Source organism: Rhodococcus sp. IEGM1428 (assembly GCF_050321865.1).
Classification (GTDB): Bacteria; Actinomycetota; Actinomycetes; order Mycobacteriales; family Mycobacteriaceae; genus Rhodococcoides.
In genome coordinates this window covers 274,048-295,916 of record NZ_JBNQFW010000005.1, presented here as the reverse complement: position 1 = coordinate 295,916, position 21,869 = coordinate 274,048, and the positions used below count along the sequence as shown (strand labels likewise).

Annotated in this window: 18 protein-coding genes; 5 read left to right on the top strand and 13 right to left on the bottom strand. The window is 65.5% G+C overall.

All coding sequences use genetic code 11. The features are described 5' to 3' along the window. Positions 1 to 397: 397 nt before the first annotated feature. Both glyA and ACQR3T_RS22560 read right to left on the bottom strand, forming a co-directional pair. Positions 398 to 1,681: a serine hydroxymethyltransferase gene (gene glyA, locus ACQR3T_RS22565; protein ID WP_037153536.1), complete on the bottom strand. Its 1,284-nt coding sequence runs from the start codon at positions 1,679 to 1,681 to the stop codon at positions 398 to 400. Positions 1,682 to 1,740: 59 nt separating this feature from the next. Next, positions 1,741 to 2,937, bottom strand: coding sequence for a DUF885 domain-containing protein (locus tag ACQR3T_RS22560; protein WP_428694882.1), 1,197 nt, complete (start codon positions 2,935 to 2,937; stop codon positions 1,741 to 1,743). A 153-nt stretch (positions 2,938 to 3,090) separates the two neighbouring features. Between ACQR3T_RS22560 and coaA the strand changes: the two genes are divergently transcribed. Next, positions 3,091 to 4,026: a type I pantothenate kinase gene (coaA, locus tag ACQR3T_RS22555; RefSeq protein WP_176457345.1), complete on the top strand. Its 936-nt coding sequence runs from the start codon at positions 3,091 to 3,093 to the stop codon at positions 4,024 to 4,026. 14 nt (positions 4,027 to 4,040) lie between these two features. Next, positions 4,041 to 6,695: a LuxR C-terminal-related transcriptional regulator gene (locus tag ACQR3T_RS22550; RefSeq protein WP_428694881.1), complete on the top strand. Its 2,655-nt coding sequence runs from the start codon at positions 4,041 to 4,043 to the stop codon at positions 6,693 to 6,695. On the opposite strand, the gene ACQR3T_RS22545 is transcribed toward ACQR3T_RS22550, so the two are convergent. Both ACQR3T_RS22545 and ACQR3T_RS22540 read right to left on the bottom strand, forming a co-directional pair. Next, complete coding sequence (locus ACQR3T_RS22545; protein ID WP_428694880.1) at positions 6,664 to 7,434, bottom strand: AfsR/SARP family transcriptional regulator; 771 nt, start codon at positions 7,432 to 7,434, stop codon at positions 6,664 to 6,666. The two genes, ACQR3T_RS22550 and ACQR3T_RS22545, sit on opposite strands and share 32 nt — an antisense overlap. 128 nt (positions 7,435 to 7,562) lie before the next feature. Then, on the bottom strand, positions 7,563 to 8,345 hold the full coding sequence (locus tag ACQR3T_RS22540; RefSeq protein WP_032380521.1) for an isoprenyl transferase: 783 nt from the start codon (positions 8,343 to 8,345) through the stop codon (positions 7,563 to 7,565). A gap of 132 nt (positions 8,346 to 8,477) precedes the next feature. Here ACQR3T_RS22540 and trhA point away from each other — a divergent pair, with 132 nt between their 5' ends. Continuing rightward, a complete protein-coding gene (gene trhA, locus ACQR3T_RS22535) occupies positions 8,478 to 9,143 on the top strand; it encodes a PAQR family membrane homeostasis protein TrhA (protein WP_032380520.1) in 666 nt (221 codons plus the stop codon). A gap of 7 nt (positions 9,144 to 9,150) precedes the next feature. On the opposite strand, the gene ACQR3T_RS22530 is transcribed toward trhA, so the two are convergent. The 4 genes from ACQR3T_RS22530 to mca form a co-directional block, all read right to left on the bottom strand. Beyond that, a complete protein-coding gene (locus ACQR3T_RS22530) occupies positions 9,151 to 10,089 on the bottom strand; it encodes a sensor domain-containing diguanylate cyclase (RefSeq protein ID WP_052070965.1) in 939 nt (312 codons plus the stop codon). A gap of 96 nt (positions 10,090 to 10,185) precedes the next feature. Then, positions 10,186 to 12,210 (bottom strand): thioredoxin domain-containing protein, encoded by a 2,025-nt coding sequence (locus ACQR3T_RS22525; protein ID WP_428694879.1) that lies wholly within the window; start codon positions 12,208 to 12,210, stop codon positions 10,186 to 10,188. Next, a complete protein-coding gene (locus tag ACQR3T_RS22520; RefSeq protein WP_032401989.1) occupies positions 12,210 to 12,482 on the bottom strand; it encodes a hypothetical protein in 273 nt (90 codons plus the stop codon). The genes ACQR3T_RS22525 and ACQR3T_RS22520 overlap by 1 nt, the downstream gene beginning before the upstream one ends. Continuing rightward, on the bottom strand, positions 12,479 to 13,354 hold the full coding sequence (mca, locus tag ACQR3T_RS22515; protein WP_170944756.1) for a mycothiol conjugate amidase Mca: 876 nt from the start codon (positions 13,352 to 13,354) through the stop codon (positions 12,479 to 12,481). The genes ACQR3T_RS22520 and mca overlap by 4 nt, the downstream gene beginning before the upstream one ends. 103 nt (positions 13,355 to 13,457) lie before the next feature. Between mca and ACQR3T_RS22510 the strand changes: the two genes are divergently transcribed. Together ACQR3T_RS22510 and greA are read left to right on the top strand one after the other, a co-directional pair. Further along, on the top strand, positions 13,458 to 13,898 hold the full coding sequence (locus tag ACQR3T_RS22510; protein WP_032380516.1) for a DUF4307 domain-containing protein: 441 nt from the start codon (positions 13,458 to 13,460) through the stop codon (positions 13,896 to 13,898). Positions 13,899 to 14,122: 224 nt separating this feature from the next. Beyond that, the gene (gene greA / locus ACQR3T_RS22505; protein WP_027498150.1) at positions 14,123 to 14,617 is read left to right on the top strand and encodes a transcription elongation factor GreA; all 495 of its coding nucleotides are present in this window, start codon (positions 14,123 to 14,125) and stop codon (positions 14,615 to 14,617) included. A 68-nt stretch (positions 14,618 to 14,685) separates the two neighbouring features. On the opposite strand, the gene ACQR3T_RS22500 is transcribed toward greA, so the two are convergent. The 5 genes from ACQR3T_RS22500 to ilvA all read right to left on the bottom strand — a co-directional run bounded on the left by ACQR3T_RS22500 (position 14,686) and on the right by ilvA (position 21,691). After that, positions 14,686 to 15,507 (bottom strand): endo alpha-1,4 polygalactosaminidase, encoded by an 822-nt coding sequence (locus ACQR3T_RS22500; protein WP_428694878.1) that lies wholly within the window; start codon positions 15,505 to 15,507, stop codon positions 14,686 to 14,688. After that, positions 15,507 to 16,301, bottom strand: a complete 795-nt coding sequence (locus ACQR3T_RS22495; protein WP_032380514.1) for an ABC transporter permease — start codon at positions 16,299 to 16,301, stop codon at positions 15,507 to 15,509. Before ACQR3T_RS22495 ends, ACQR3T_RS22500 begins: the two co-directional genes overlap by 1 nt. Next, the gene (locus ACQR3T_RS22490) at positions 16,298 to 17,266 is read right to left on the bottom strand and encodes a daunorubicin resistance protein DrrA family ABC transporter ATP-binding protein (RefSeq protein ID WP_032380513.1); all 969 of its coding nucleotides are present in this window, start codon (positions 17,264 to 17,266) and stop codon (positions 16,298 to 16,300) included. The genes ACQR3T_RS22495 and ACQR3T_RS22490 overlap by 4 nt, the downstream gene beginning before the upstream one ends. Positions 17,267 to 17,321: 55 nt before the next feature. Further along, complete coding sequence (locus ACQR3T_RS22485; protein WP_428694877.1) at positions 17,322 to 20,453, bottom strand: arabinosyltransferase domain-containing protein; 3,132 nt, start codon at positions 20,451 to 20,453, stop codon at positions 17,322 to 17,324. 74 nt (positions 20,454 to 20,527) lie between these two features. Next, positions 20,528 to 21,691 carry a threonine ammonia-lyase gene (ilvA, locus tag ACQR3T_RS22480; RefSeq protein WP_217901706.1) on the bottom strand — a complete coding sequence of 388 codons (1,164 nt, stop codon included), beginning with the start codon at positions 21,689 to 21,691 and terminating at the stop codon, positions 20,528 to 20,530. Between the last annotated feature and the right edge of the window lie 178 nt (positions 21,692 to 21,869).

The following is a 21,869-nucleotide window of genomic DNA, read 5'->3' as shown; positions in this document are numbered from 1 at the left end:
GCGGCACCGCGCAAACTCTGTCGCTCGGCCGGTCGGGTCCGATGTGTCAGGTGACACGAGGACCGGGTACCGGCCCTCTCGCGCTCACTAGCTCAGTCACGTATCAGAACCTCCCGCACAGGTAGCTTCCCCGCTGCCTGTTACTGCCGACGGTACCGCCGAACTCGAGGTTCGGCTCGCTGGAAGTCTGGCGTGTCGGTGAACAACGCGTTACGTCGACATCGCCCCAGGTCGCCGGCAGACCGGTGCGGAAAGTGCCCTCCCCCGGGTGGATCAATGCGGCTTTGTTGCACTCAGATTGACTGAAAGCCACATTGATCCGACCGGATGTGACAGCGGACCGGGGGCGGTGGGCGTGGGCGGGGCAGGCAGGCAGGCAGGCAGGCAGGAGCCAGGGTCAGCCCAGCAATCCCCAGTCTTCGAGGCCCTCGTACAGGGGCTTGCTCTGCGCAAGTTTCACGACGCGTTCCTTCAGAGCGTCGGTGGCCTGACCGGTGGCCAGGGCGGTACCGATGATGTCTGCGACCTCGGTGAACTCGGCCTCGCCGAATCCGCGGGTGGCCAGTGCGCCGGTGCCGATGCGCAGGCCGGAGGTGACCATCGGCGGGCGCGGGTCGAAGGGCACTGCGTTGCGGTTGACGGTGATGCCGACCTCGTGCAGGAGGTCCTCGGCCTGCTGGCCGTCGAGCTCGGAGTTGCGCAGGTCGACGAGTACCAGGTGGACGTCGGTGCCGCCGGTGAGGACCGAGACACCCTTGTCGGCGACGTCGGAACCGGTGAGACGCTCGGCGAGCAGGGAGGCACCGAGTAGGGTGCGCTCCTGACGCTCCTTGAACTCCGGCGTCGCCGCGATCTTGAAGGCGACGGCCTTGGCAGCGATGGCGTGCATCAGCGGCCCGCCCTGCTGGCCGGGGAACACTGCGGAGTTGAGCTTCTTGGCCCATTCCTTCTTGGCCAGGATGATGCCGGAACGCGGTCCACCGAGGGTCTTGTGCACGGTGGAGGAGACGACGTCGGCGTACGGCACGGGCGAGGGGTGTACCCCTGCTGCGACGAGTCCGGCGAAGTGCGCCATGTCGACCCAGAGCAGCGCGCCCACCTCGTCGGCGATGGACCGGAAGGCTGCGAAATCCTGGTGGCGCGGGTATGCCGACCAGCCGGCGATGAGCACCTGCGGCTTGGCGGAGATGGCCTGCTTGCGCACCTCGTCCATGTCGATGCGGTGATCTTCTTTGCTGACGCCGTAGGACTCGACCTCGTAGAGCTTGCCCGAGAAGTTCAGCTTCATACCGTGCGTGAGGTGGCCACCGTGAGCCAGGTCGAGGCCCATGATCTTGTCGCCCGGGTTGATCAGCGCCATCAGCACCGCAGCGTTGGCCTGCGCGCCGGCATGCGGCTGCACGTTGGCGAACTCGGCACCGAAGAGTTCCTTGGCGCGATTGCGGGCGAGATCCTCGACGATGTCGACGTGCTCGCACCCGCCGTAGTAACGACGGCCCGGGTAGCCCTCGGCGTACTTGTTGGTCAGGACGCTGCCCTGGGCCTGCAGCACCGCACGGGGGACGAAGTTCTCCGACGCGATCATCTCGAGGGTGTCGCGCTGACGTCCCAGCTCACCGGCCATCGCCTCGGCGACCTCGGGATCGAGTTCGGCCAGTGACAGGTTGTTGACGTCAGTCATAACAGGAGTCTCCAAGGGACAGCAGAAAAGGGGGCAGCACAGTAAGGGACTCGGCCAGTTTACGAGACGCGTAGTGCGCCCGGTGTCAGTGGCTCGTCGAGGAGCCTGCCGAACAGTTGCGCACGCTCGCTGACGGTCGTTCCCCGGTCCAGCCAACCGGCCAGCAGCTTGTAGCCCTCGACGTAGGTGCTGATGTACGCCCGCCACAGCGGGGAGGACAGAAAGCGCAGGCTGTGCCGGGCGCGCTGAGGTGAGGCCAACGACCACCGCTCCAGGTAAGCGGCCACATCGTCCTCGCTCTTGTGCTGATCGTGCAGCAACAGCGCGGCGTCCTGACGCACCCCCAACAGCTGGCTCGACGCGGCAGAGAGTCGCTCGGCCTTCTCGCCGTCGAAGCGCAGTCCCAGATCGGCGTAGATCTCTTGCGCCCACGCGCCCCAGCCTTCACCGACGATCGCGCCGAGAGCATGGTCGGCCAGCCCCTCGGCCATCAGGCACTGCGGAGTGTTGACCACGAACAGCGTCTGCTCGAGCTGGCCTGCACCGACGAGCCCCGTCTCCTTGCGGCAGTGCTCAGTGTGGTGTCCGGGGTACGACTCGTGCGCGATCAGGTGCGGCAGATTGGCCATCTGTTGCTCGATGTCGGAGTTGATCGCGACGGTGGACTGGAAGTTGCCGAGGTAGTAGTTGAATCCGGACCAGGGCTTGTCTCCGACGACCTCGTAGGTGACCTTCTCGGTGTCGGGCAGCGTGTATTCGGCTCGGACGCGGTCGCGTAGCGCGGACGAGAACGCCTCGACGCAGTCCTGCAGTCGGTCGGCGGGGATGACGTCAGCGCGGCGATGGGTGATCAGCCGTTCGCTCAGCGAGCCGGGACCGGCGAGAACCTCGTCCATCTTGCGGTGCGCCTGCAGGTATTGGTCCTGATCGCCGGGGGCGATGCGGACATCGAAGTAGGCGTCCACCTCGTCGACGAACCCGATGTCTTCGCCGGCGAACTTGCGCGCCGAACACTCGAGAGCGCGCAGGTGGACGTCGAGGAACGTCGTGCGCTCGGGTGTCAGATCGACGTTGCCGAGCTCTGCGCGCAGCGTCTGCGCACGACGAACGAGCTCGCGGGGCTCCGGCGCGGGGGCGTTCTCGGTGATTCTGCGCAACTCCGGATCGCCCGTATATGCGTCGACGAAGCCGTCTTCGAGGCGGTCGAAACTGAGGCCGAGCAGCAGGTATTCGCGTACCAGGGAAGCAGCATCCATACCCGAACCCTAGTACGGCGAACGACCCCGCCCGTGCGCGATCCACCGGCACCGAGCACAATCGGAAACCATGCGACTCGCGCTCCACGGGAGCTCAGCCGGACCCTCAGCATCTCCGATGTGGCAAGAGTGGAGCCTGCGGAACGACTGTGGTTGGAGCCGTGCGTGAGCGAGTCCAGCCCGTACGTCGAGTTCGACCGTGTGCAGTGGCGCACGCTGCGCCAATCCACGCCCTTGGTGCTCACCGAGGAAGAACTGATCGGGCTGCGCGGTCTCGGTGAACAGATCGACCTCGACGAGGTGGCCGAGGTCTACTTGCCCCTGGCGCGTTTGATCCACCTTCAGGTCGCAGCCCGGCAGCGGCTGTTCGCTGCGACTGCAACGTTCCTCGGCGAAAAGCATCCCGATCGCCAGGTCCCCTTCGTCATCGGTGTCGCGGGCAGCGTCGCCGTCGGCAAGTCGACGACAGCCCGTGTGCTGCAGGCACTCCTGGCCCGATGGGACCATCATCCGCGGGTCGACCTCGTCACCACCGACGGATTCCTGTATCCGACGGCCGAGCTCATGCGTCGAGGAATCCTGCACCGCAAGGGTTTTCCCGAGAGCTACGACCGGCGCAAGCTGCTCAGGTTCGTCACCGAGGTCAAGTCCGGGACCGAAGAGGTGGGCGCGCCTGTCTATTCACACGTCTCGTACGACATCGTCAAGGGCCAGTACCACATGGTCCGGCAACCCGACATCCTGATCGTGGAGGGACTCAACGTATTACAGACCGGGCCTCGGTTGATGGTCTCGGATCTGTTCGACTTCTCCATCTACGTCGACGCTCGAATCGAGGACATCGAGAGCTGGTACGTCAAACGTTTTCTCGCGTTGCGCAAGACATCGTTCACCGATCCGTCCTCGCATTTCCACCATTACGCCGGCCTGTCCGACGACCACGCGCAGATCGCCGCCGAGGATCTGTGGCATTCGATCAACCTGCCGAATCTGGTGGAGAACATCCTGCCGACGCGACCGCGAGCGACCATGGTGTTGCGCAAGGACAACGACCACGCGATCAACCGGCTGCGCCTGAGGAAGTTGTAGACCATAATCCAGCAATGACGCTGGAAAGGCGCACGATCGGCGAGGTTCCGCTGATCGGTCGAGACGACGAGTCGGCGCGAATTCTGCATGCCGCCCGCACGTACGGCGGAATGGCGGTCAAAGCCGCGCCCGGAGTCGGCCGTACCCGACTGCTGACCGAGGCGGTGCGGTCGCTGGTGCGTCTCGGCTGGCATCCGCACCGAGTGGTGACGGTGATGCCGGCCGGCACCGGATTCGTCCCCGTCGAATCCGACCGGGCCCTCGCCGCTGCTCTGGCCGAGGCGCACAGCGGCCGACGCACGGTCGTGGTCATCGACGACGCCCAGTGGCTGGCCGATTCGACCATCGAGCTCCTGGCCCGCCGCATCGGCTCGAAGGACCTGTTCATTCTGCTCAGTGTCAGTGCCGGCCGACGTCGCACCCCGGTGCTCGACGGCCTGTGGAAGGACGGCCTGGTCGACCGCATCGATCTGGAGCCGCTCACCCCCGAGCAGAGCCGATCCCTGATGGAGTCCATGCTTCGTCGAGATGACGAGATCGTGGACAGTGCGGCGCTTTTCGCCGTCACCGCATTGTCCGCGGGAAATCTGGTCGTGCTGCGTGATCTGGTGACGACCGCGGTCGAGCGGCAGGCTCTGACCGTCTCGTCGCGCGTATGGCGACTCGCCTCTCCCCTGCCCGTCTCCGCCGGTCTGGCCGATGTGGTGCGCGATCATCTGGCCGAGGTGGTCGCACTCGCCGACTATGCGGCAGCCACCGAGATCGCCGATGCGCTCGACATCGTCGCCCTGGCCGGTTCCCTGGTGTTCGGAGCCGCTGCCGCGGTGATCGATCCGCGTCTGATCGAGGAACTCGAATCGGCCGGCGTTCTCACCGTCCGCACCGAGCACAACGTCGACCGGGTGACGTTCGCGACGCCGATCACCGCGCAGGTACGTACCGAAGACATGGCCACGCTGCGCAGACGACGGCTGAGCCTGACGGTGGCCGACGCTCTCGACGCTTCCACCGACGGCCTCGGCCCCCGCGAGCGCGTCATCGCCGCACTACTGCGCATCCACTCCGGCGTCGCGCTCGATGCGCAGACGGCCGTGGAAGCGGCCCGATTGTCGTGGCGTTTCGTTCCTCCCGAGACGACGCTCGAGCTGGCCTCGGCTGCTGCCGCGGCCGGCGGCGGGTTCGACGCTCAGCTCATTCTTGCGACGGCAGAGAGCCAGCTCGGTCTGACCGCATCTGCTCAGCAGCGACTCGACGAGCTACTACGCGGGTCCGACAACGACATCCGCCGCGCGACGGCGGTGCGCGCGTGTACCGACAACATGGTGCTGCGGCTGGCGGATCCGACGCGGGCGCTGGCCCTGAACTCGAGTACCGAGCTCGCCATTGTCGACCCCGATATCCGAACGCAACTACGAGCGCAGCGTGGGCTGATGATGCATGCCATCGGCGATACTGCCGGTTCACTGGCCCTGCTCGAGCCGCTGATGGACGACCTGGAAGGTGCGACGCTGATCTCGGCCAGTTTCGCCGTTGCCGCCGGGGCCACCGTCGTCGGTCGGTTGTCGGTCGCGTTCTCGGCGCTCGCCCGCGTGCAGCCCGAACCCGACAACCCGGCGGCAACGGTCTTGGATCTGACGCGATGCTTCACGATCGCCTGTGCCGGCAACTTCGAAGAGGCGTCAGCGCTCGCTCGATACCGGTACGACGAAGCGGTGGAACAGTTCTCGCCGTTGCAGCAGGCGTGGTTCGGGTGGGCCCGCGGAGGTGTGTTGCTCTCGCAGGGCCACGCGGCCGAGTCGATCCGCTGGTGCTCGGAGGCCTACACGCTCGCGGGCACCCTCGGCCAGCGGTCGATGGAGCCGATGGTGGCGTGCGATCTGGTCCGCGCTCTCGCACTCGCCGGACGCGCAGAGGAGGCATCGGATCTCATCGAGGCCGCCGACCTCGACAACCCGGCCTCCCCTGCATTGTTCGGAGCTCGCGGGACCCGGCTCGCGGCACTGGGCTGGGCTGCGGCGGCACGCGGAGACGTCGGCCGGGCGCGCGAGCTGCTCATCGCCTCGGCCGAGGCGCACGCCGCCATCGACCATCATCTTCCCGCTCTGTTCTCCTACGTCGACGCCGCTCGCTGTGGTGCGGCGGCCGCGGTGCTGGCCCCCGTCCACTCCCTGGCGAGGCTGATCGAGGGCGACCTGGTCCGCACCGAGGTACACATGGTCGAAGTTCTCGCCGCATCGCCCGGGTCGGACAGTTCGGACAGTTCGGTATCGGAACAGGCGGTGGCCGAACAGGCGGTGTCCGTGGCTGCGAGCGCCGAGAAGCACGGTCTGGACCTGCACGCCGCAGAGATGTACTTCCACGCACGAAATCTTCTGTTGCGCAGCAACCCTCGCGCAGCCGCAACCGCAGGAAGGCAGGGCCACGTGCTCACCGAGCGGTGTGGACATCCGAGCACCCCGCTCCTGCGCGGAACACGAGACGCGGCTCTGACCACCCGCGAACGTCAGATCGCGACCCTCGCCGCCACCGGCCTGTCGAACCGCGATATCGCCGACGCCGTCGTGCTGTCGATCCGCACCGTCGAGACCCACCTCAATCGCATCTTCGGCAAGCTGGGCATCAGTACCCGCGCCGAGCTCACATCGCTACGAGGCTCACTGCTCGATTGACCGAACCGCCGGTGTAGAGAGAGGCCTCGATGTCGAGCAGGTAGCGCGACGGAGCCACCCCGAGTTCGGCCCGCAGAATCGTCTCGGCACGACGAAAGGCAACCACCGCCTCGGCCGTCCGGTGCGACCGATCGAGGGCGATCATCAGCTGGCCCCACAGGTGTTCGCGCAACGGCGAGACCCGTAGTGCGCGCTCGATCTCGGCGATCACGGTCTCGTGTCGACCGAGGTGTAGGCGGGCCTCGAATGCCGATTCCAGCACCACGGCGCGCACCTCGTCCAGATGCACCCGCTCGTCGACGGCGAAGCCCAGATCACCGAACTCGACGAAGGCGGGGCCTCGCCACAACGCCAGCGCACGACCGAACTGACCGTCTGCCTCGGCGAACCGGCCGCGCCCGAAAGCATCACGGCCGCGGGCCGCGAGCATCTCGAACTCGCGCAGATCGAGTCGGTCTCCACCCAGGTCCAACCGGTAGCCCCAGGACGTCGTGACGAGCCGGGCACCGTCGTCCGCGCCGAGGACTCGCCGCAGATTCGCCACGTACGCACGCAACGATGCCAACGCCTTGGCCGGTGGACGACGATCCCAGACGAGATCGATCAACCGGTCGAATTCCACGACGCTTCCCGCTTCCACGAGCAGCACCGCCAGCACGGCCCGCTGCTTGAGCCCACCGAGCGCCTTCACGCCGATCCCGTCGCGCACCACCATGGGTCCGAGCACGTTGTAGTCCACGATCGGGAATTTTCCGAGCCTCGCGCCGATCGCGCCACAGATTACGTAGCAATACAGAGGTAAGTACGTAGTGCGTCGCCCCGGGTCGTGAGTGGAAATTCGTAGCAGGCTACGAGGTCCCGTGCACGTCAGATACCGAAGCGCCGGTGTCTCGCGGCAAAGTCTCGCAGAGCGCGGAGGAAGTCGACGCGGCGGAATTCGGGCCAGTAGGCCTCGGTGAACCAGATTTCCGAGTACGCGCTCTGCCACAGCAGAAAGCCGGACAGTCGCTGCTCGCCCGACGTACGGATGACGAGATCGGGATCGGGCTGGCCGGAGGTGTAGAGGTGACTGTCGATGCCGTCGACGTTGATGGAAGCGATCAGGTCGTCTCCGGTGACGCCCTCGGCGATCTTCTCGCTCACCAGGGACTGCACTGCATCGGCGATTTCCTGTCGACCGCCGTACCCGACGGCGACGTTGACGTGCGTTCCGGTCCGTCCCTCGGTGAGCGCGGCCGCTTCTTTGAGCCGACGCGCGGTCGACGCGGGCAACAGATCGAGAGTGCCCACGAGCTTGACGCCCCAATTCATCTCGGGCCCGCAGATTTCCTCGACTACGTCGGTGATGATGTCGAGCAACGAATCGAGTTCGTCGGCGTCTCGGCGGAGGTTCTCGGTGGAGAGCAGGTAGATGGTTGCCATCTCGATTCCGGCGGCATCGCACCAGCCGAGCATCTCGGCGATCTTCAGCGCGCCCATGCGGTGGCCGTGCGCGACGTCGGTGAACCCGTTCTCGCGCGCCCAGCGGCGATTGCCGTCGCACATCACTGCCACGTGCCGCGGGTGCTGCACCCCTTCGAGCTGGCTCAGCAGCCGCCGCTCGTACACGTTGTAGAGAACGCCGCGCACCTTCTGCGGAATGATCACCACTACTTCGTCACCGCTGCTCTCATCACCACGGAGGATTACCTTACGCCGACGTCTGCGAGCGGGCGGCCGGTACAGTAGCGTCTGAACCTACGGTTGCGTAGGTTCACGGCGGCGGCACGGGAGGCAATCGACATGACGATGTTCGGACTCGACGAGATACCCGTCAAACCTCGCATGCGCGGTTGGATTCACCTGTACGCGTTCTGTGTGGCGGTGGTCTGTGCGATCACGCTCGTCACGCTTGCGTTCAGCATGGTCTCGGTCAGCGCGGGGCTCGCGACGGGCGTCTACGCCATCACCGTCTGCGGGGTTTTCGGGGTCAGCGCCACGTACCACCGCGTGCCGTGGAAGACCACGGCGTCGCAGATCTGGATGAAGCGCGCCGATCATTCGATGATCTTCCTGTTCATCGCCGGCAGCTACACCCCGTTTGCCGTGCTGGGCCTGCCCGCCTCGACCGGACGCACATTGCTGATCATCGTGTGGCTCGGGGCCTTTGCCGGAGTGGCTCTGAAGATGTTGTGGCCCACCGCTCCCCGCTGGGTCGGTGTACCGCTGTACCTGATCCTCGGCTGGGCGATCGTACCGGTCGCCCCCACCCTGATCGAACACGTCGGCTACGCACCGTTCCTGTTGCTGCTGGTGGGCGGGGTGTTCTACAGCGTGGGAGCCGTGCTGTACGCCACCAAGTGGCCGAACCCATGGCCTACCACGTTCGGCCATCACGAATTCTTCCATGCCGCAACGGTATTGGCTGCGATCTGCCACCTGGTTGCCGTGTGGCTCGTCTTGTTCTGAGCACCCGTCAGGCGGGCCCGGATGCCTTGTCTCGGTACATCAGTTCGTCGGCGCGTTGGATGAGCCGATCTCTGGATTCGCCGGGTTCTCGCACCGCGACGCCCACGCTCACCGATACCCCGAGCAATCGAGAACCGAACGGCACCGGTTCGCTGCAGATTGCGTTCCGTACAGATTCGGCCAGTCTCGCGGCGTCGAGTGAACTGCCACCGACCGCGTCGGTCACCGCGAACACGAACTCGTCTCCGGCATATCGACCGACGACGCTGCCGCGCGGCGACCACTGCTGAAGTCGACGCCCAGCTGCCTCGAGGACGGCATCTCCCGCAGGATGACCGTGAGCGTCGTTGATCGACTTCAAGCGGTCGACGTCGACGAACGCCAGGGCTACGGGGCGATCGGCCACGATCCACTCGTCGACGTGGGCCAACAGGGGACTCCGTCGCAGCAGGCCGGTCAGGTCGTCGCGTTCGGCGCGATCGCGCCAGTGCACGGTGTCGTCGACGACGGGATTGACCAGATCCAGTAGCGCAACGATGAACCGCCGTCCGAGGATGGTCGAGATCCCCACGTGCATCCAACAGGAGACGACGTCACCGTCGCTGCGCCGTACTCGACGAAGAGCTCCGATCGGACGACCGCCGTCGGACGAGCCGGCCGCGGGGTATCGGTTGTCGAGCTGCATCGCCATGTCCTTGGCCGACGTGCGGTCCCCGAGCGGAACGAAATCGGCTACCGGGCGACCCAGCATGCCCTCCACCGGGCAGTCGAGTACCTCCTCGCAGAGCGTGTTGGCACCGACCACCTCGAACTGCATGGAGTGGACCATCGCCGCCATCGGGACCGACGCGACGAACTCCGCGACGGCCGCCCGCTGCTCGTCGGTCACGGCCTCGTCGAGCATGCCGTCGCCCACGACACTGTCCCTGGTGACGCCTTCGCTCATGACACGCACCATCGATCCACTGATAGAAGTTTCCGCCCGGGCCGAACAAGTTCCCGCAACAATACTGTTCTCGAGCTGAAGCATCGACGAGCTTCGTCATCTCCGCAGCGCGAGCGACAGATCTTCGGCAGAGGTCACAGGACGGTCGCAGACGAAGCCGCGACACACGTACGCCGTTTCGACGCCGTCGACGGGCGGACGGTCCATCAGCAATACGGACGAATCCGTTTCGCCCGCAACGACAACCGAGCCTCCCGGTGCCAATCGTCGGGCGGCGGACGTCAGGTCGCCGCCCGGCGCGGTCGACACCGCAATCTGGATCGGGCCGGATGCGGACGCTTCTGCGACCGCCAGCCAGTGCCCACCGGACCTGGGCGCGCGCTCGAGGATCAACGCCGCTCGCGCCAACGACGCTGCCGCCAGTTCGCCGTACCGCGCCGAGGATGTGTGATCGACCAGAGCCGCAGCTGTGAGCAACGCCTCTGCCATCGTGGATGCTCCCGATGGGGTTGCCCCGTCGATGGGATCTCGGGGCCGGGTCACGAGCGTCTCCGCGTCGTCGGCGGTGTCGAACCAACTGCCGGCGTCGTCCGGGTCGGCGAAGTGCTCGATCGCCGCATCGAGGAGCGAGACCATGCGCTCGATCCATATCAAGTCTCCGGTGGCTTGGAACAGCCCTGCCGCGGCAACCGCGAGGCACGCGTAGTCCTCGAGCACTCCGGTGGCGTCCCCCACCGCGCTACCCAGAGATGCGCGACGCACCCGCCCCGATTCGACGTGCGCGGCGAAGAGTTGCTCGCCGCATTCGACCGCCGCGTCCACCCACTTCGGCGTGTTCGACCCGATTCCGGCCTCGACCAGCGCGGTGATCGCCAACCCGTTCCACGCGGTGACCACCTTGTCGTCGCGGCCGGGCTGCGGCCGGATGGCGCGAGCGTCGGACAGCGCCCGACGTACCCGGGCGAACCGGTCGTAGTCCTCGGGTTCGGCGGGCAGTTGCAATACCGACATGCCTGCTTCGAACGTGCCTGCCGAATTCACTGCGAACAGCCCCGCAGCCCACACCCCATCCTCGAAGCCGAGAGTCTCGATCAATTGCTCCGGCGTCCAGGCGTAGGTCAGGCCCTCGACGCCCTCGGTATCGGCATCGAGCGCCGACGCGAAACAGCCGTTGGCCGTGCGCAATTCACGGAGCATGAACTCCGCAGTGTCCGACGCCACCCGCCGAATCAGAGGATCGTCGTCGACCCGGGACGCGTGCGCGTAGAACCTGAGCAGCAATGCGTTGTCGTAGAGCATCTTCTCGAAATGCGGGACGATCCACTCGGCATCGACGGAGTAGCGCGCGAACCCGCCGCCGAGTTGGTCGTAGATGCCCCCGCGCGCCATCGCCGACGCGGTGCGTCGAACCACGTCGAGAACCTCACCGTTGCCGGTGCGCTCGTAGTGCCGGAGCAGACCCTCGAGCAGTGCGCCCGGCGGAAACTTCGGCGCCTGGCCGAAGCCCCCGAAGGTCGTGTCTTCGTCGGCGCAGATCGCTGCGACGGACGCGGCCAGAAAATCGGCGTCGATCGGCCGTCCGCCGGCCGGAATTCCGGCGCTCTGCTTACGCAGTTCGGTGACGATCGCCGCGGACGCGTCGAACACGTCTTGTCGGCGGGTCGACCAGGTGTCCGCAATTGCGGTGAGCAGCTGCTCGAACGACGGCATTCCCTGCCGCGGGGTCGGTGGGTAGTAGGTGCCGCAGTAGAACGGTTCGGTCTCGGGGGTGAGGAAGCAGGTCATCGGCCACCCGCCCTGACCGGTCATCGCGACGGTGGCGTTCATGTACACCGAATCGAGGTCCGGTCTTTCCTCGCGGTCGACCTTGATGCACACGAAATTCTCGTTCATCAGCGCCGCGGTGGACTCGACCTCGAACGACTCGTGGGCCATCACGTGGCACCAATGGCACGCGGAATAGCCGATCGACAGCAAGATCGGAACGTCGCGATCGCGTGCGGACTGCAGAGCCTGCGGTCCCCACTGCTGCCAGTGCACCGGGTTGTCCGCATGTTGCCGCAGATACGGACTGGTGGACTCGTCCAGCGCATTGGTGTTCAGGACCGTGGCGTCGAGCATCAGGTCTCGTCGGTTGCGGCAGGTTTTGCCGGACTCTGTTCCGGCGGGGTGGTGGTGGCGATTCCGCCGCGGTCGGTGCCCTCGTCGAGCGCCTGATCCAACGTCGGATCCTCTTTCTCGAACGTGGCGGGCAGACGCTTGATCTTCTTGTTCATCGACCAAATCAGCAGGGCTGTTCCGACCAACAACGCCACCAGGATCACCAACCCGATCGGCGACGACTTACCGAACTCGGGGCCGGTGGGCTGCTGGGCGAGAATCGAGACGATCACCGGTCGGTCTCTTCGATTCCGGCGAACAGGTCCGTCTCGGGCAGCGAGGTCGCCACCCGGGTGCGAGCCAGCTCGAATTCCTCGGTGGGCCACAATTTGCGCTGGACGTCCAGCGGCACCGCGAAGAACGATCCATTGGGATCGATCTGTGTCGCGTGCGCGCGGAGGGCGTCGTCGCGTTGCTCGAAGTAATCACCGACGGTCACCTGGGTGGTGATGCGGCCGATGATCTCGTCGCGCTGGCCGTCCCATCGCTTCAGCCAGTCGACGAACGGGCTCTCTTCACCGCGGTCGATGAACCAATCGTGGAACAGCTGCATGCGCTTACGGATGAACCCGTGGGAGTAGTACAGCTTGAGCGGAGTCCAGGGCTCACCCGCGTCGGGGAAGCGTTCGGGATCGCCCGCGGCCTCCCACGCGGCCATCGAGACCTCGTGGCAGCGGATGTGATCGGGATGCGGGTAACCGCCACGCTCGTCGTAGGTGGTGATGACGTGCGGCTTGAACTCGCGAACCACCTTGACCAGCGCTTCGGTGGAGACCTCCAACGGCACCAGCGCGAAGCAGCCCTCCGGAAGAGGTGGTAGCGGGTCGCCCTCGGGCAGTCCTGAGTCCTCGAAGCCGAGCCAGGTCTGCTGGACACCGAGGATGCGAGCGGCCTCGGCCATCTCTTCGCGCCGAACCTCGTGGATACGCTCGTGCACTCCCGGAATGTCCATCGCTGGATTGAGAATGTCGCCCCGCTCGCCACCGGTGAGGGTGACGACCAGTACGTCGTGTCCTTCGGCCGCGTAGCGAGCCGTCGTCGCAGCACCTTTGCTGGACTCGTCGTCGGGATGGGCATGTACTGCCATGAGCCGCAGTCCGGACACGTTCTTCCTCACCTCGGATTCGCCTGGTTCTTGCCTGCCCTATAGTTCCACCTGACGCCGACAGGCCCCCAGCGGCACCCCCGAATCGACCCCGAGAGCGGCCATGACCAACGCACTTCCCGCAGGTAGGTACCCGTCGGGTTCCGGTCCCAGCGGAATTCGGCAGGCCCCGAAACGTGCGACGAAGATCGCACTGGTGGCCCTGGTTCTGCTGGTCGGACTGGGCGTGGCCTACTACGCGTACTCCAAGTTCTCGGTCAAACCCATCGAAGGCAGCCAGCTGTCGTTCGACATCGTCGACGACTCCACGATGTCCATCCGTTTCAGCGTCACCCGACAGGATCCCGAGCAACCGGCCGTGTGCATCGTCCGTGTCCGCTCCCGCGACGGTTCCGAGACCGGCAGGCGTGAGGTGTACATCCCACCGGAGTCTTCGTCCGGCACCGTCGAGCTGACCACCGAGGTGACGACGTCGTCCGACCCCGCGGTCGGTGACGTGTACGGCTGCAGCCTCGATGTTCCCGAATATTTACGAGCCCGATAGGCGAACTACCTGTTCGTGGTAAGCTCGGCACATACACGGCCGCCGTAACAGGTGCCGTGTATTGCTGCATTGCGGGCAGGGTTCACCTGCGAACGATGACGACGGCTCCAGGATGCGGGCCGACCAAGGGGATCCAACCATTGGAGTCCCCTGTTCGTTGCGTGCCCTACCTGCTCAGAAAACGGAATCGATATCGAGATTCCGACTACGAGGGAGTGATCGAGATGACCGAGACCCAGGTGACCTGGCTGACCCAGGAATCACACGACAGGCTCAAGAGCGAACTCGACCAGCTCATTTCCAATCGCCCCGTCATCGCCGCCGAGATCAACGAGCGTCGCGAAGAGGGCGATCTGAAGGAGAACGGCGGCTACCACGCTGCGCGCGAGGAGCAGGGCCAGCAGGAAGCACGCATTCGCCAGCTGCAGGAACTGCTCAACAACGCGAAGGTCGGCGAAGCGCCCACCCAGTCCGGCGTGGCCCTGCCCGGATCCGTCGTCAAGGTCTACTACGACGGCGACGAGTCCGACACCGAGACGTTCCTCATCGCCACCCGCGAGGAAGGTGCCCGCGACAGCAAGCTCGAGGTGTACTCCCCCGCGTCGCCGCTGGGCGGATCGCTCATCGACGCCAAGGTCGGCGACACCCGTGAGTACACACTGCCCAACGGCAAGACCATGAAGGTCACGCTCGTGAGCGCGGAGCCGTACCACACCTGAGCCTGCTCACCGAAGATGTGCTGCACCCCCGGTCGCTCGGCGACCGGGGGTGCACTCGTCTGGGCGGTTCAACACTGTTCGTACACGTACGCCGCATTTGACGGGGACACCAGGCCTCGATCTCGCAGAATCGTGACGGACGGCCGATCCTGTCGGGCACACAGCCGATCGAACGGCCCCGGGAGGTTGTCGGTGTACTCGATGTCGTACACCCGTGCTCCGTATGCCGAAGTGTAGGAGCCGCATTCGTCGTAGGCGAGACACTCCTCGGCGACGGCGAAGTCGAATCCGACGTCGTCCCTCATCCGACCGGCTCCGTCCGGGGTGTTCTTCTGCGCGATCTCGATGCCCGACGCATGGGCACGGTCTGCGTACAGGCGCGCCAGTGCGAGTATCGAATCTTCGTCGATCGAATCCGGGAACCGGGTCCAGCTGTCGAGGTTGTCGATTTCGACGGCGTCGAATCCCCGTGCGGCGCAGCCTTCGATGATCGGCCCGATCACCGCGTCGATCGCCGCACGCTTCCCGGGTGTACTCGGGTCGAGGATGTGTTCGTCGGGCCAGTCCGGATCGACCACAAGCTCGCCGCCCGCATCGCGCAGCAATAGTTCCGGGTTCCACTCGGCTCCGGGCTGAGTCTGCAGACCGTTGACGTAGCAGATCGAAAGTGCGCCGGGCAGCGGCTCGGCGGTGGAATCCCGCACGACCGCATCGAGACCGCCGGGCACGTCGTAGGCTGCGCCGAGTTGGTAATCGAATCGCTCGGTCTGTACCGAGTCGGTCTGCGTTGCATCGGTCTGTGTCGGGTCGGTCTGTGTCGGGTCGGAACTGCATCCCCCGATCGCTACCACGGCGGCCAGCAGGCATGCTCCCGCCGCCGCGGTGCGCATCAGGCGGTCATCGTTTTCTGGTACTTGCGTACCGACAACGGCACGAACACCACGAGCATCACCACAACCCAGATCAAGGTGTAGAGCACTGGATTCTGCAGTGGCCACACCTCCGGCGGCGGTGCCATCGGATTGGTGTTGCCGAATTGCTCACGTACCGCCAACGTCACCGAGGAGATCGGGTTCCATTCTGCGATCGTCTTGAGCACGCTCGGGAAATTGTCGATCGGGACGAAGGTGTTGGCGATGAACGTCAACGGGAAGATCACGATGAACGACGCGTTGTTGAAGATCTCCGGAGAGCGCACGATCAGCCCCACCAGAGCCATCACCCACGAGATCGAGTACGCGAACAGCAGCAGCAGCACGTACCCCAGCAGAGCGTCGAAGAACGACGACGTGATGCGCCAGCCGACGATGAGCCCGGTGATCGACATGATCGTGATGGTGACGATGTTGTTGCCGACGTCGGCTGCCGTGCGTCCGATGACTACGGCCGATCGCGCCATGGGCAGCGACCGGAACCGGTCCATCACGCCCTTCTGCAGATCCTCGGCCAGCGAGGACCCGGTGATCGATGCACCGAAGATCATGGTCTGGACGAAGATGCCGCCCATCAGGAAGCTCTTGTAGTCGATGCCGGGCACGTCGATCGCACTGCCGAAGACGTACGCGAACAACAGCACGAACATGATCGGTGACAGCGTCGCGAAGAACAGCAGATCGGGAACTCGCTTGAGCTTGATCAGGTTTCGCTTGGTGATGATCGCCGAATCCAGGAGAACGTTGCTCATTTCTCTTCCTCCGCAGCTTCGGGCTCGCCGGTGGTCTGACCGGTCAGAGACAGGAACACATCGTCGAGGTTCGGCCGTCGCAGACCGACGTCGACGACCCCGATCCCCGCTGCTTCGAGATAGCTCAACGCCGAGGACAGGTCTTTGGATCCACCGTTGACCGGCATGACGATGCGACCCACCTGCTCGTCCAGGGTGGGCGGCTCGACGCCGAGCGGTGTCAGGATCTCCTTGGCACGGTCGGCCTGAGATCGGTCGGTGAGCACGAATTCGACTCGCTCGCCGCCGGTTTGGGCCTTGAGCTCGTCTGCTGTGCCGCGGGCGATGATCTTGCCCTTGTTCAGCACGATGATCGAATCGGCCAGCCGATCGGCTTCTTCGAGGTACTGCGTGGTCAACAGAATGGTCGTTCCGTCGCGCACGAGGTCTGCGATGAACTCCCACATGGTGATTCGGCTGCGCGGATCGAGGCCGGTAGTGGGTTCGTCGAGGAACACCACCCGTGGTCGTCCGATCAGACTGGCCGCGATGTCGAGTCGACGACGCATGCCGCCGGAGTACTGCTTGGCAGTGCGATCGCGCGCGTACTCCAGGTCGAATCGCTCGAGTAGCTCGCCGGCTCGCTTTTTCGCTTCGGCCTTGCGCAGGCCGAACAGTCGGCCGACCATCTCGAGATTCTCGTAGCCGGTCAGATACTCGTCCACGGCCGCGAACTGGCCGGTCAATCCGATCGTGCTCCGAACCTCGTTCGCCTGCTTCAGCACGTCGAGACCGAAGATCTTCGCCGAACCGGACGTTGCCTTGAGCAACGTGGCGAGAATGCGGACAGCCGTCGTCTTGCCGGCACCGTTGGGGCCGAGCACACCCAGCACCGTGCCCTCGGGAACGGTGAAGTCGATCCCACCGAGCGCGACGTTCTTCCCGTACCGAAGTACCAGGTTCTCTACTTCTATAGCGTTCGCCATGGCCCTCTCCCCGTTTCTTTCACTGTCGGTATAAGGACTTCCGAACGCGTAGAGATTAACCGGTTTTGATCGGACCGGGCGTCCACAGGCCCGAACGCTGGACGTCGGTGGTGGTGATCTGCGCCGGCTCCGCCGTCTCGTCGTACGGCGTGTACCGCTCGATCGATCCCCAGTCACGGTCCCAGTCGCCGGACAGATACGACGGAATGGTGCGGGCCGAGGCCACGATGTCGATCCACCCGAGCGGCCCGCCGCCGTAATGGTCCTGCCACGCATTGGTGATGACGGCACCGCTGCGGTCTGGGAGCACCCGGTACCCAGGCACCTCGGCGACGCCGAAGCGATGGTCGAACGGATGCTGGCACGGGAAGTTGAAGCCGACCTCCCAGTCCAGCAGCACGGGAGTCTCCCGGCCGACGACGTCGTTCAGCGTCTGGGTGCGCGGTACTCGTGGCGGGGTGATCGCGAGCCACTGATCGGGATCGCGATCTGTGTCGGAAAGCACAAGACGAATCGTGTTGGCACCAGCGGGAATCTGGTCCATCGGAACTCGAAGGTTGCGCCACGACGGCGTCGGGCCGATGTCGATCGGCGTCACTCGCCCCTGCGCTCGACCGTCGACTCCGTACTCCAGCTCGAGGCTCTGGCCGTACGTGACGATGCCGTCGGAGTTCACCGAGCGGATGCGTCCGGCAGCGGCGATGGAGATCAGGTCGCCCGGATCTGCGGGCAGCGCGTACCAGCCGGTGGTCAACGTGGCAGGGGTATCGGATCCGAACGAGCCGAGCACCGGAACGGTTGCCGGGTCCAAGCCGAACGGAAGTGCGCTGCCACCGGTTCCGGCTCCGGTGGTCGACGTCGGCTGCTGTTGGTCCTCGGTATCGACGGTGTTCGAGGTGCCCGACGCCGAGGCCTCCTTGTCCGCGGTGAGGTCGCCCGCAACCCCGTCGGGGGTGAACCCGTCGTTGTCGACACCCAATGCGGCAAATGCGTCTCCGCTGACCGGTTGCAGCACATCGGCATTGGGATCGGTTTCGAGCAGTACGTCGTTGGCGAGACCGCATGTGTTCCCGGCCAGGGCCGAGAGATTGGATTTCGCGATCGAGTACGACGGCCACTGCGCCACAGCGCCCTTTGCCATGGATGCCACGGCGAGCAGTACCATCAGCGCGGCCGCAACGGCGATCGGCGGCACCGACCACCAGCGCGCCAAGGGCTTGTCGGTGCGCACGTACGGCGCGCGGAGATGGAACCACACGGCCGCGAGCAACAGCAGGAGCGTCAGTCCGAGGAACATTGTCGAGATACCCAGGCCCGCAACGAGAATCGGCTTGTCCCAGAACGGAACTCCCCACGCCGAGACGTACCAGTAGCCGTTCGTTCCGGTGAACGCGACGGCCGACAGGAACGACACCGCTGCGGCGAACAACAGTCGATTGCGCCGCGAGCGCAGCACTGCCGCGCCGGTCGCCACCGCCGCCAAGACTGCAACCGAGGCGGCCAGACCGGCGAACACTCCGAAATGGTGTGTCCACTTGGTGGGGGTGATCATCATCAGCGCCATGGACCCGACGGTGATACCGACTATGCGGCGAGCCGGACCGGTTGCGGTGCCGGGGATCTTGCCGCCCTTGCGCAGCATCGCGACGACTACCGTGATCAGCGAGACGATCATGACGAACACCCCGAACCGGCGCGCGAGCGAGCCGTCGATGTCCATGTTCATCAACCACTGGTAGCGCAGGTACTCGTCGAACCAGGCCTGACTCGGCCCGGCCACAGTGTGCACTCGTTGCATCTCGAGCATGCCCGCCACGGTCTGGTTGCCGAAGGCGAACACCAGTACACCTGTGCCCGACGCCACCAACGGGGCGAGCAGCGTGATCGCGCCGAGTGTGGTGCTGCCGAACTCGCGAGCGCGGGCCACGACGATCTGGAGCACCGGCCGGGCTCCGGCGATCAGCGGCGCGAAGCAGATGAATCCGGAGGGGGCACACGTGACCGTCACTGCCGCGATCAGAATTGCCGCGGCTGCGGGCAGCAATCTGCGGGTCGCGATGGATCGCTCCACCGAACACCACGTCAACAGCACACCGATCGCCACGAACGGTTCCGGTCGCAGGCCGTTGTTGTACGGCAACCAGAACGCGAGCAGCACCAGACCACCGGTCCACAGCGCGGTCTTCGAGGCACGAGCGGCGGCACCGAACCGCGGGATCACCTCGCGACTGATGACGAGCCACGCGACGACGGCGCAGATCAGCGTGGGCAACCGCATCCAGACACTGGCGGTCGAGACGTGCGACATGAGGCCGAACATGTCGTACAACGGTGTGCCGAACGGCGTCTCGGGCACACCGAAGTACCGGAAATAGTTGGCCATGTACCCGGCATGATCGGCCGTGCGGGCCATGCCGAGTTGATAGCCGTCGTCGGAGGTGTTCGCGCCGATGACATGCCATACCAGCAGCGTTCCGATCACCACCGCGTCGACCAGACCGAACGTCCACCAGCGACGCGGTAGGAACCGTCGGGCGCGCCTGCCGTCGGACAGGTCGAGGCGGTGCAGCGCCACCAACGCGACGATGGTGGCGAGCACGCCGACGATCATCGCGAACCACTTCAGGATGCTCGGCGTCGAGGAGAAACGGCTGTCCAGCTCGGCCTGCAGCTGCAGACCGGGAACATTGCCCTGAAGATCGCTGAACACACCGACCATCTGTGGCCGGACGTCGCGGTCGCGCGTCACGGTGTCTTCGCCGGTCAGTCCGACAGTGGTCGCAGTGCCGTTCGAGGTGATCGTCAACGAGCAGTCGCCTGCAGTCGATGGGCTCAGTTCCGAGACCGGCTTCTCGAGGAGAACCGAATCGCGCAGCGTCACCTTCAGCTGGGACGCCTCACCGCCGGTCACTTCCGCGACAAGACCGTATCGATAGGCGTCGGGCGATCCCTTGGGTGAGGTGGACAGCAGTATCCCGCCGCTGGCGAGCTTGGCCGCGGCGTCACACGGGACGGTGGCGTCGACGCTGATCGGCGTGTAGCCGACGAGCGGAGCTTCGACGTTGCCGACAGTATCGCTCTGCGGCCAGGTCAACGACGACTGCTGCTGCTCGATCGGCAACAGCGGTATCGAGATCGTCAACAGAATTCCCAGGACAGCGGAGACGATCGCGACGAGCCGAGCCATGCAAATATCTCCCACCGATGTCCTGGTCCAAGTCGCTGATCAAGGTACCAGTGCCACCTGTGGGGCCCGGGAGGTCAGTTCTCGACGTGCACCGCATATCCGGCCGCACCCAGGGCGTCGAGCACCGAGCCTCGGTGATCGGGTCCGCGCGTCTCGACGGTCAACATCACGTCGACTTCCTCCAATCCCAGGCGTCCGCCGGTACGGGAGTGGACGACGTCGACCACACTTGCGCCGGCGTCGCGCACCACCCCGAGCACGCCGGTGAGCCCGCCCGGTCGGTCCGAAATGGTCACGCGCACAGCCAGGTAGCGCCCACCCGCCCGCAGACCGTGGGTGATGACGTGGGTGAGCAGCAGCGGATCGATGTTCCCGCCGGAGAGGATGGCGCACACCGAGCCGGTCAGTCCGAGCTCCTCGGCCGAGTGCGTCATCAGTGCGGCCACCGCCGCCGCGCCCGCTGGTTCGACGATGAGTTTGGCGCGCTCGATGCACAGCACGAGAGCCCGCGACAGAGCGTCCTCGCTGACGGTGACGACGTCGTCCACCCAGCCCTGCACGTGATCGAACGGCACCGATCCGGGCAGGCCGATCGCGATGCCGTCGGCCATCGTCGACATCGATTCCAACGCGATCGGGTGTCCCGCCTTCAGCGACGCGGGCCAGGCGGCAGCGCCTTCTGCCTGCACTCCGACGATCCTGATGTCGGGCTTGGTCAGCTTGACCGCCGCTGCGACTCCGGCCAGCAGTCCCCCGCCGCCGGTGGGGATCACGATGGTGCCGACGTCCGGCATCTGCTGCAGCAGTTCGGTACCGAGTGTCGCTTGCCCGGCGACGATGTCGAGATGGTCGAACGGATGGATGAGGGTGGCGCCGGTACGTTCGGCGAATTCCCGAGCCGACTTCAGCGCCTCGTCCACGGTGTTGCCGACCAGATGCACCGTCGCTCCGTATGCCTTGGTGGCCACCAGCTTCGGCAGCGACACGCCAACCGGCATGAACACCGTCGAGGTGATCCCCACTTGGGACGCGGCCCACGCGACACCCTGAGCGTGGTTGCCTGCGCTGGCCGCGACCACCCCGTGCGCGCGTTGCTCGGCGTCGAGCCTGGCGATGCGGTTGTACGCCCCGCGTGGCTTGAACGATCCGGTGCGCTGCAAGTTCTCGCACTTGAGGCGCACCTCGTGGCCGGTCAGATCCGACAGAATCCGCGAGGCCACCACCGGGGTCCGGCGCATCACCGGTTCCAGCAGCTCCTCGGCCGAGGCGATATCCGACGCGGTCACCCGCACAATTTCCGACACAGTCGCAGTATGCCAGGAACAATTACTCCCATGACGGCATGCGACGTCGGTCGTCACTACAGTTGTGGAGCGCGAGCCGCACCAGAGCGAGCCGCGACCGGCGCAAAGGATT

What these genes read in the sequence shown, in the direction of transcription:
- ACQR3T_RS22495 (WP_032380514.1), bottom strand. Translation starts at nt 16,301, where the DNA reads ATGAGCAACGTTCTCCTGGATTCGGCGATCATCACCAAGCGAAACCTG.
- ACQR3T_RS22525 (WP_428694879.1), bottom strand. Translation starts at nt 12,210, where the DNA reads ATGCTCGACGCCACGGTCCTGAACACCAATGCGCTGGACGAGTCCACC.
- greA (WP_027498150.1), top strand. Translation starts at nt 14,123, where the DNA reads ATGACCGAGACCCAGGTGACCTGGCTGACCCAGGAATCACACGACAGG.
- ACQR3T_RS22550 (WP_428694881.1), top strand. Translation starts at nt 4,041, where the DNA reads ATGACGCTGGAAAGGCGCACGATCGGCGAGGTTCCGCTGATCGGTCGA.
- trhA (WP_032380520.1), top strand. Translation starts at nt 8,478, where the DNA reads ATGACGATGTTCGGACTCGACGAGATACCCGTCAAACCTCGCATGCGC.
- ACQR3T_RS22510 (WP_032380516.1), top strand. Translation starts at nt 13,458, where the DNA reads ATGACCAACGCACTTCCCGCAGGTAGGTACCCGTCGGGTTCCGGTCCC.
- glyA (WP_037153536.1), bottom strand. Translation starts at nt 1,681, where the DNA reads ATGACTGACGTCAACAACCTGTCACTGGCCGAACTCGATCCCGAGGTC.
- ACQR3T_RS22485 (WP_428694877.1), bottom strand. Translation starts at nt 20,453, where the DNA reads ATGGCTCGGCTCGTCGCGATCGTCTCCGCTGTCCTGGGAATTCTGTTG.
- ACQR3T_RS22490 (WP_032380513.1), bottom strand. Translation starts at nt 17,266, where the DNA reads ATGGCGAACGCTATAGAAGTAGAGAACCTGGTACTTCGGTACGGGAAG.
- ACQR3T_RS22560 (WP_428694882.1), bottom strand. Translation starts at nt 2,937, where the DNA reads ATGGATGCTGCTTCCCTGGTACGCGAATACCTGCTGCTCGGCCTCAGT.
- ACQR3T_RS22530 (WP_052070965.1), bottom strand. Translation starts at nt 10,089, where the DNA reads ATGAGCGAAGGCGTCACCAGGGACAGTGTCGTGGGCGACGGCATGCTC.
- ACQR3T_RS22500 (WP_428694878.1), bottom strand. Translation starts at nt 15,507, where the DNA reads ATGCGCACCGCGGCGGCGGGAGCATGCCTGCTGGCCGCCGTGGTAGCG.
- ilvA (WP_217901706.1), bottom strand. Translation starts at nt 21,691, where the DNA reads ATGCGCCGGACCCCGGTGGTGGCCTCGCGGATTCTGTCGGATCTGACC.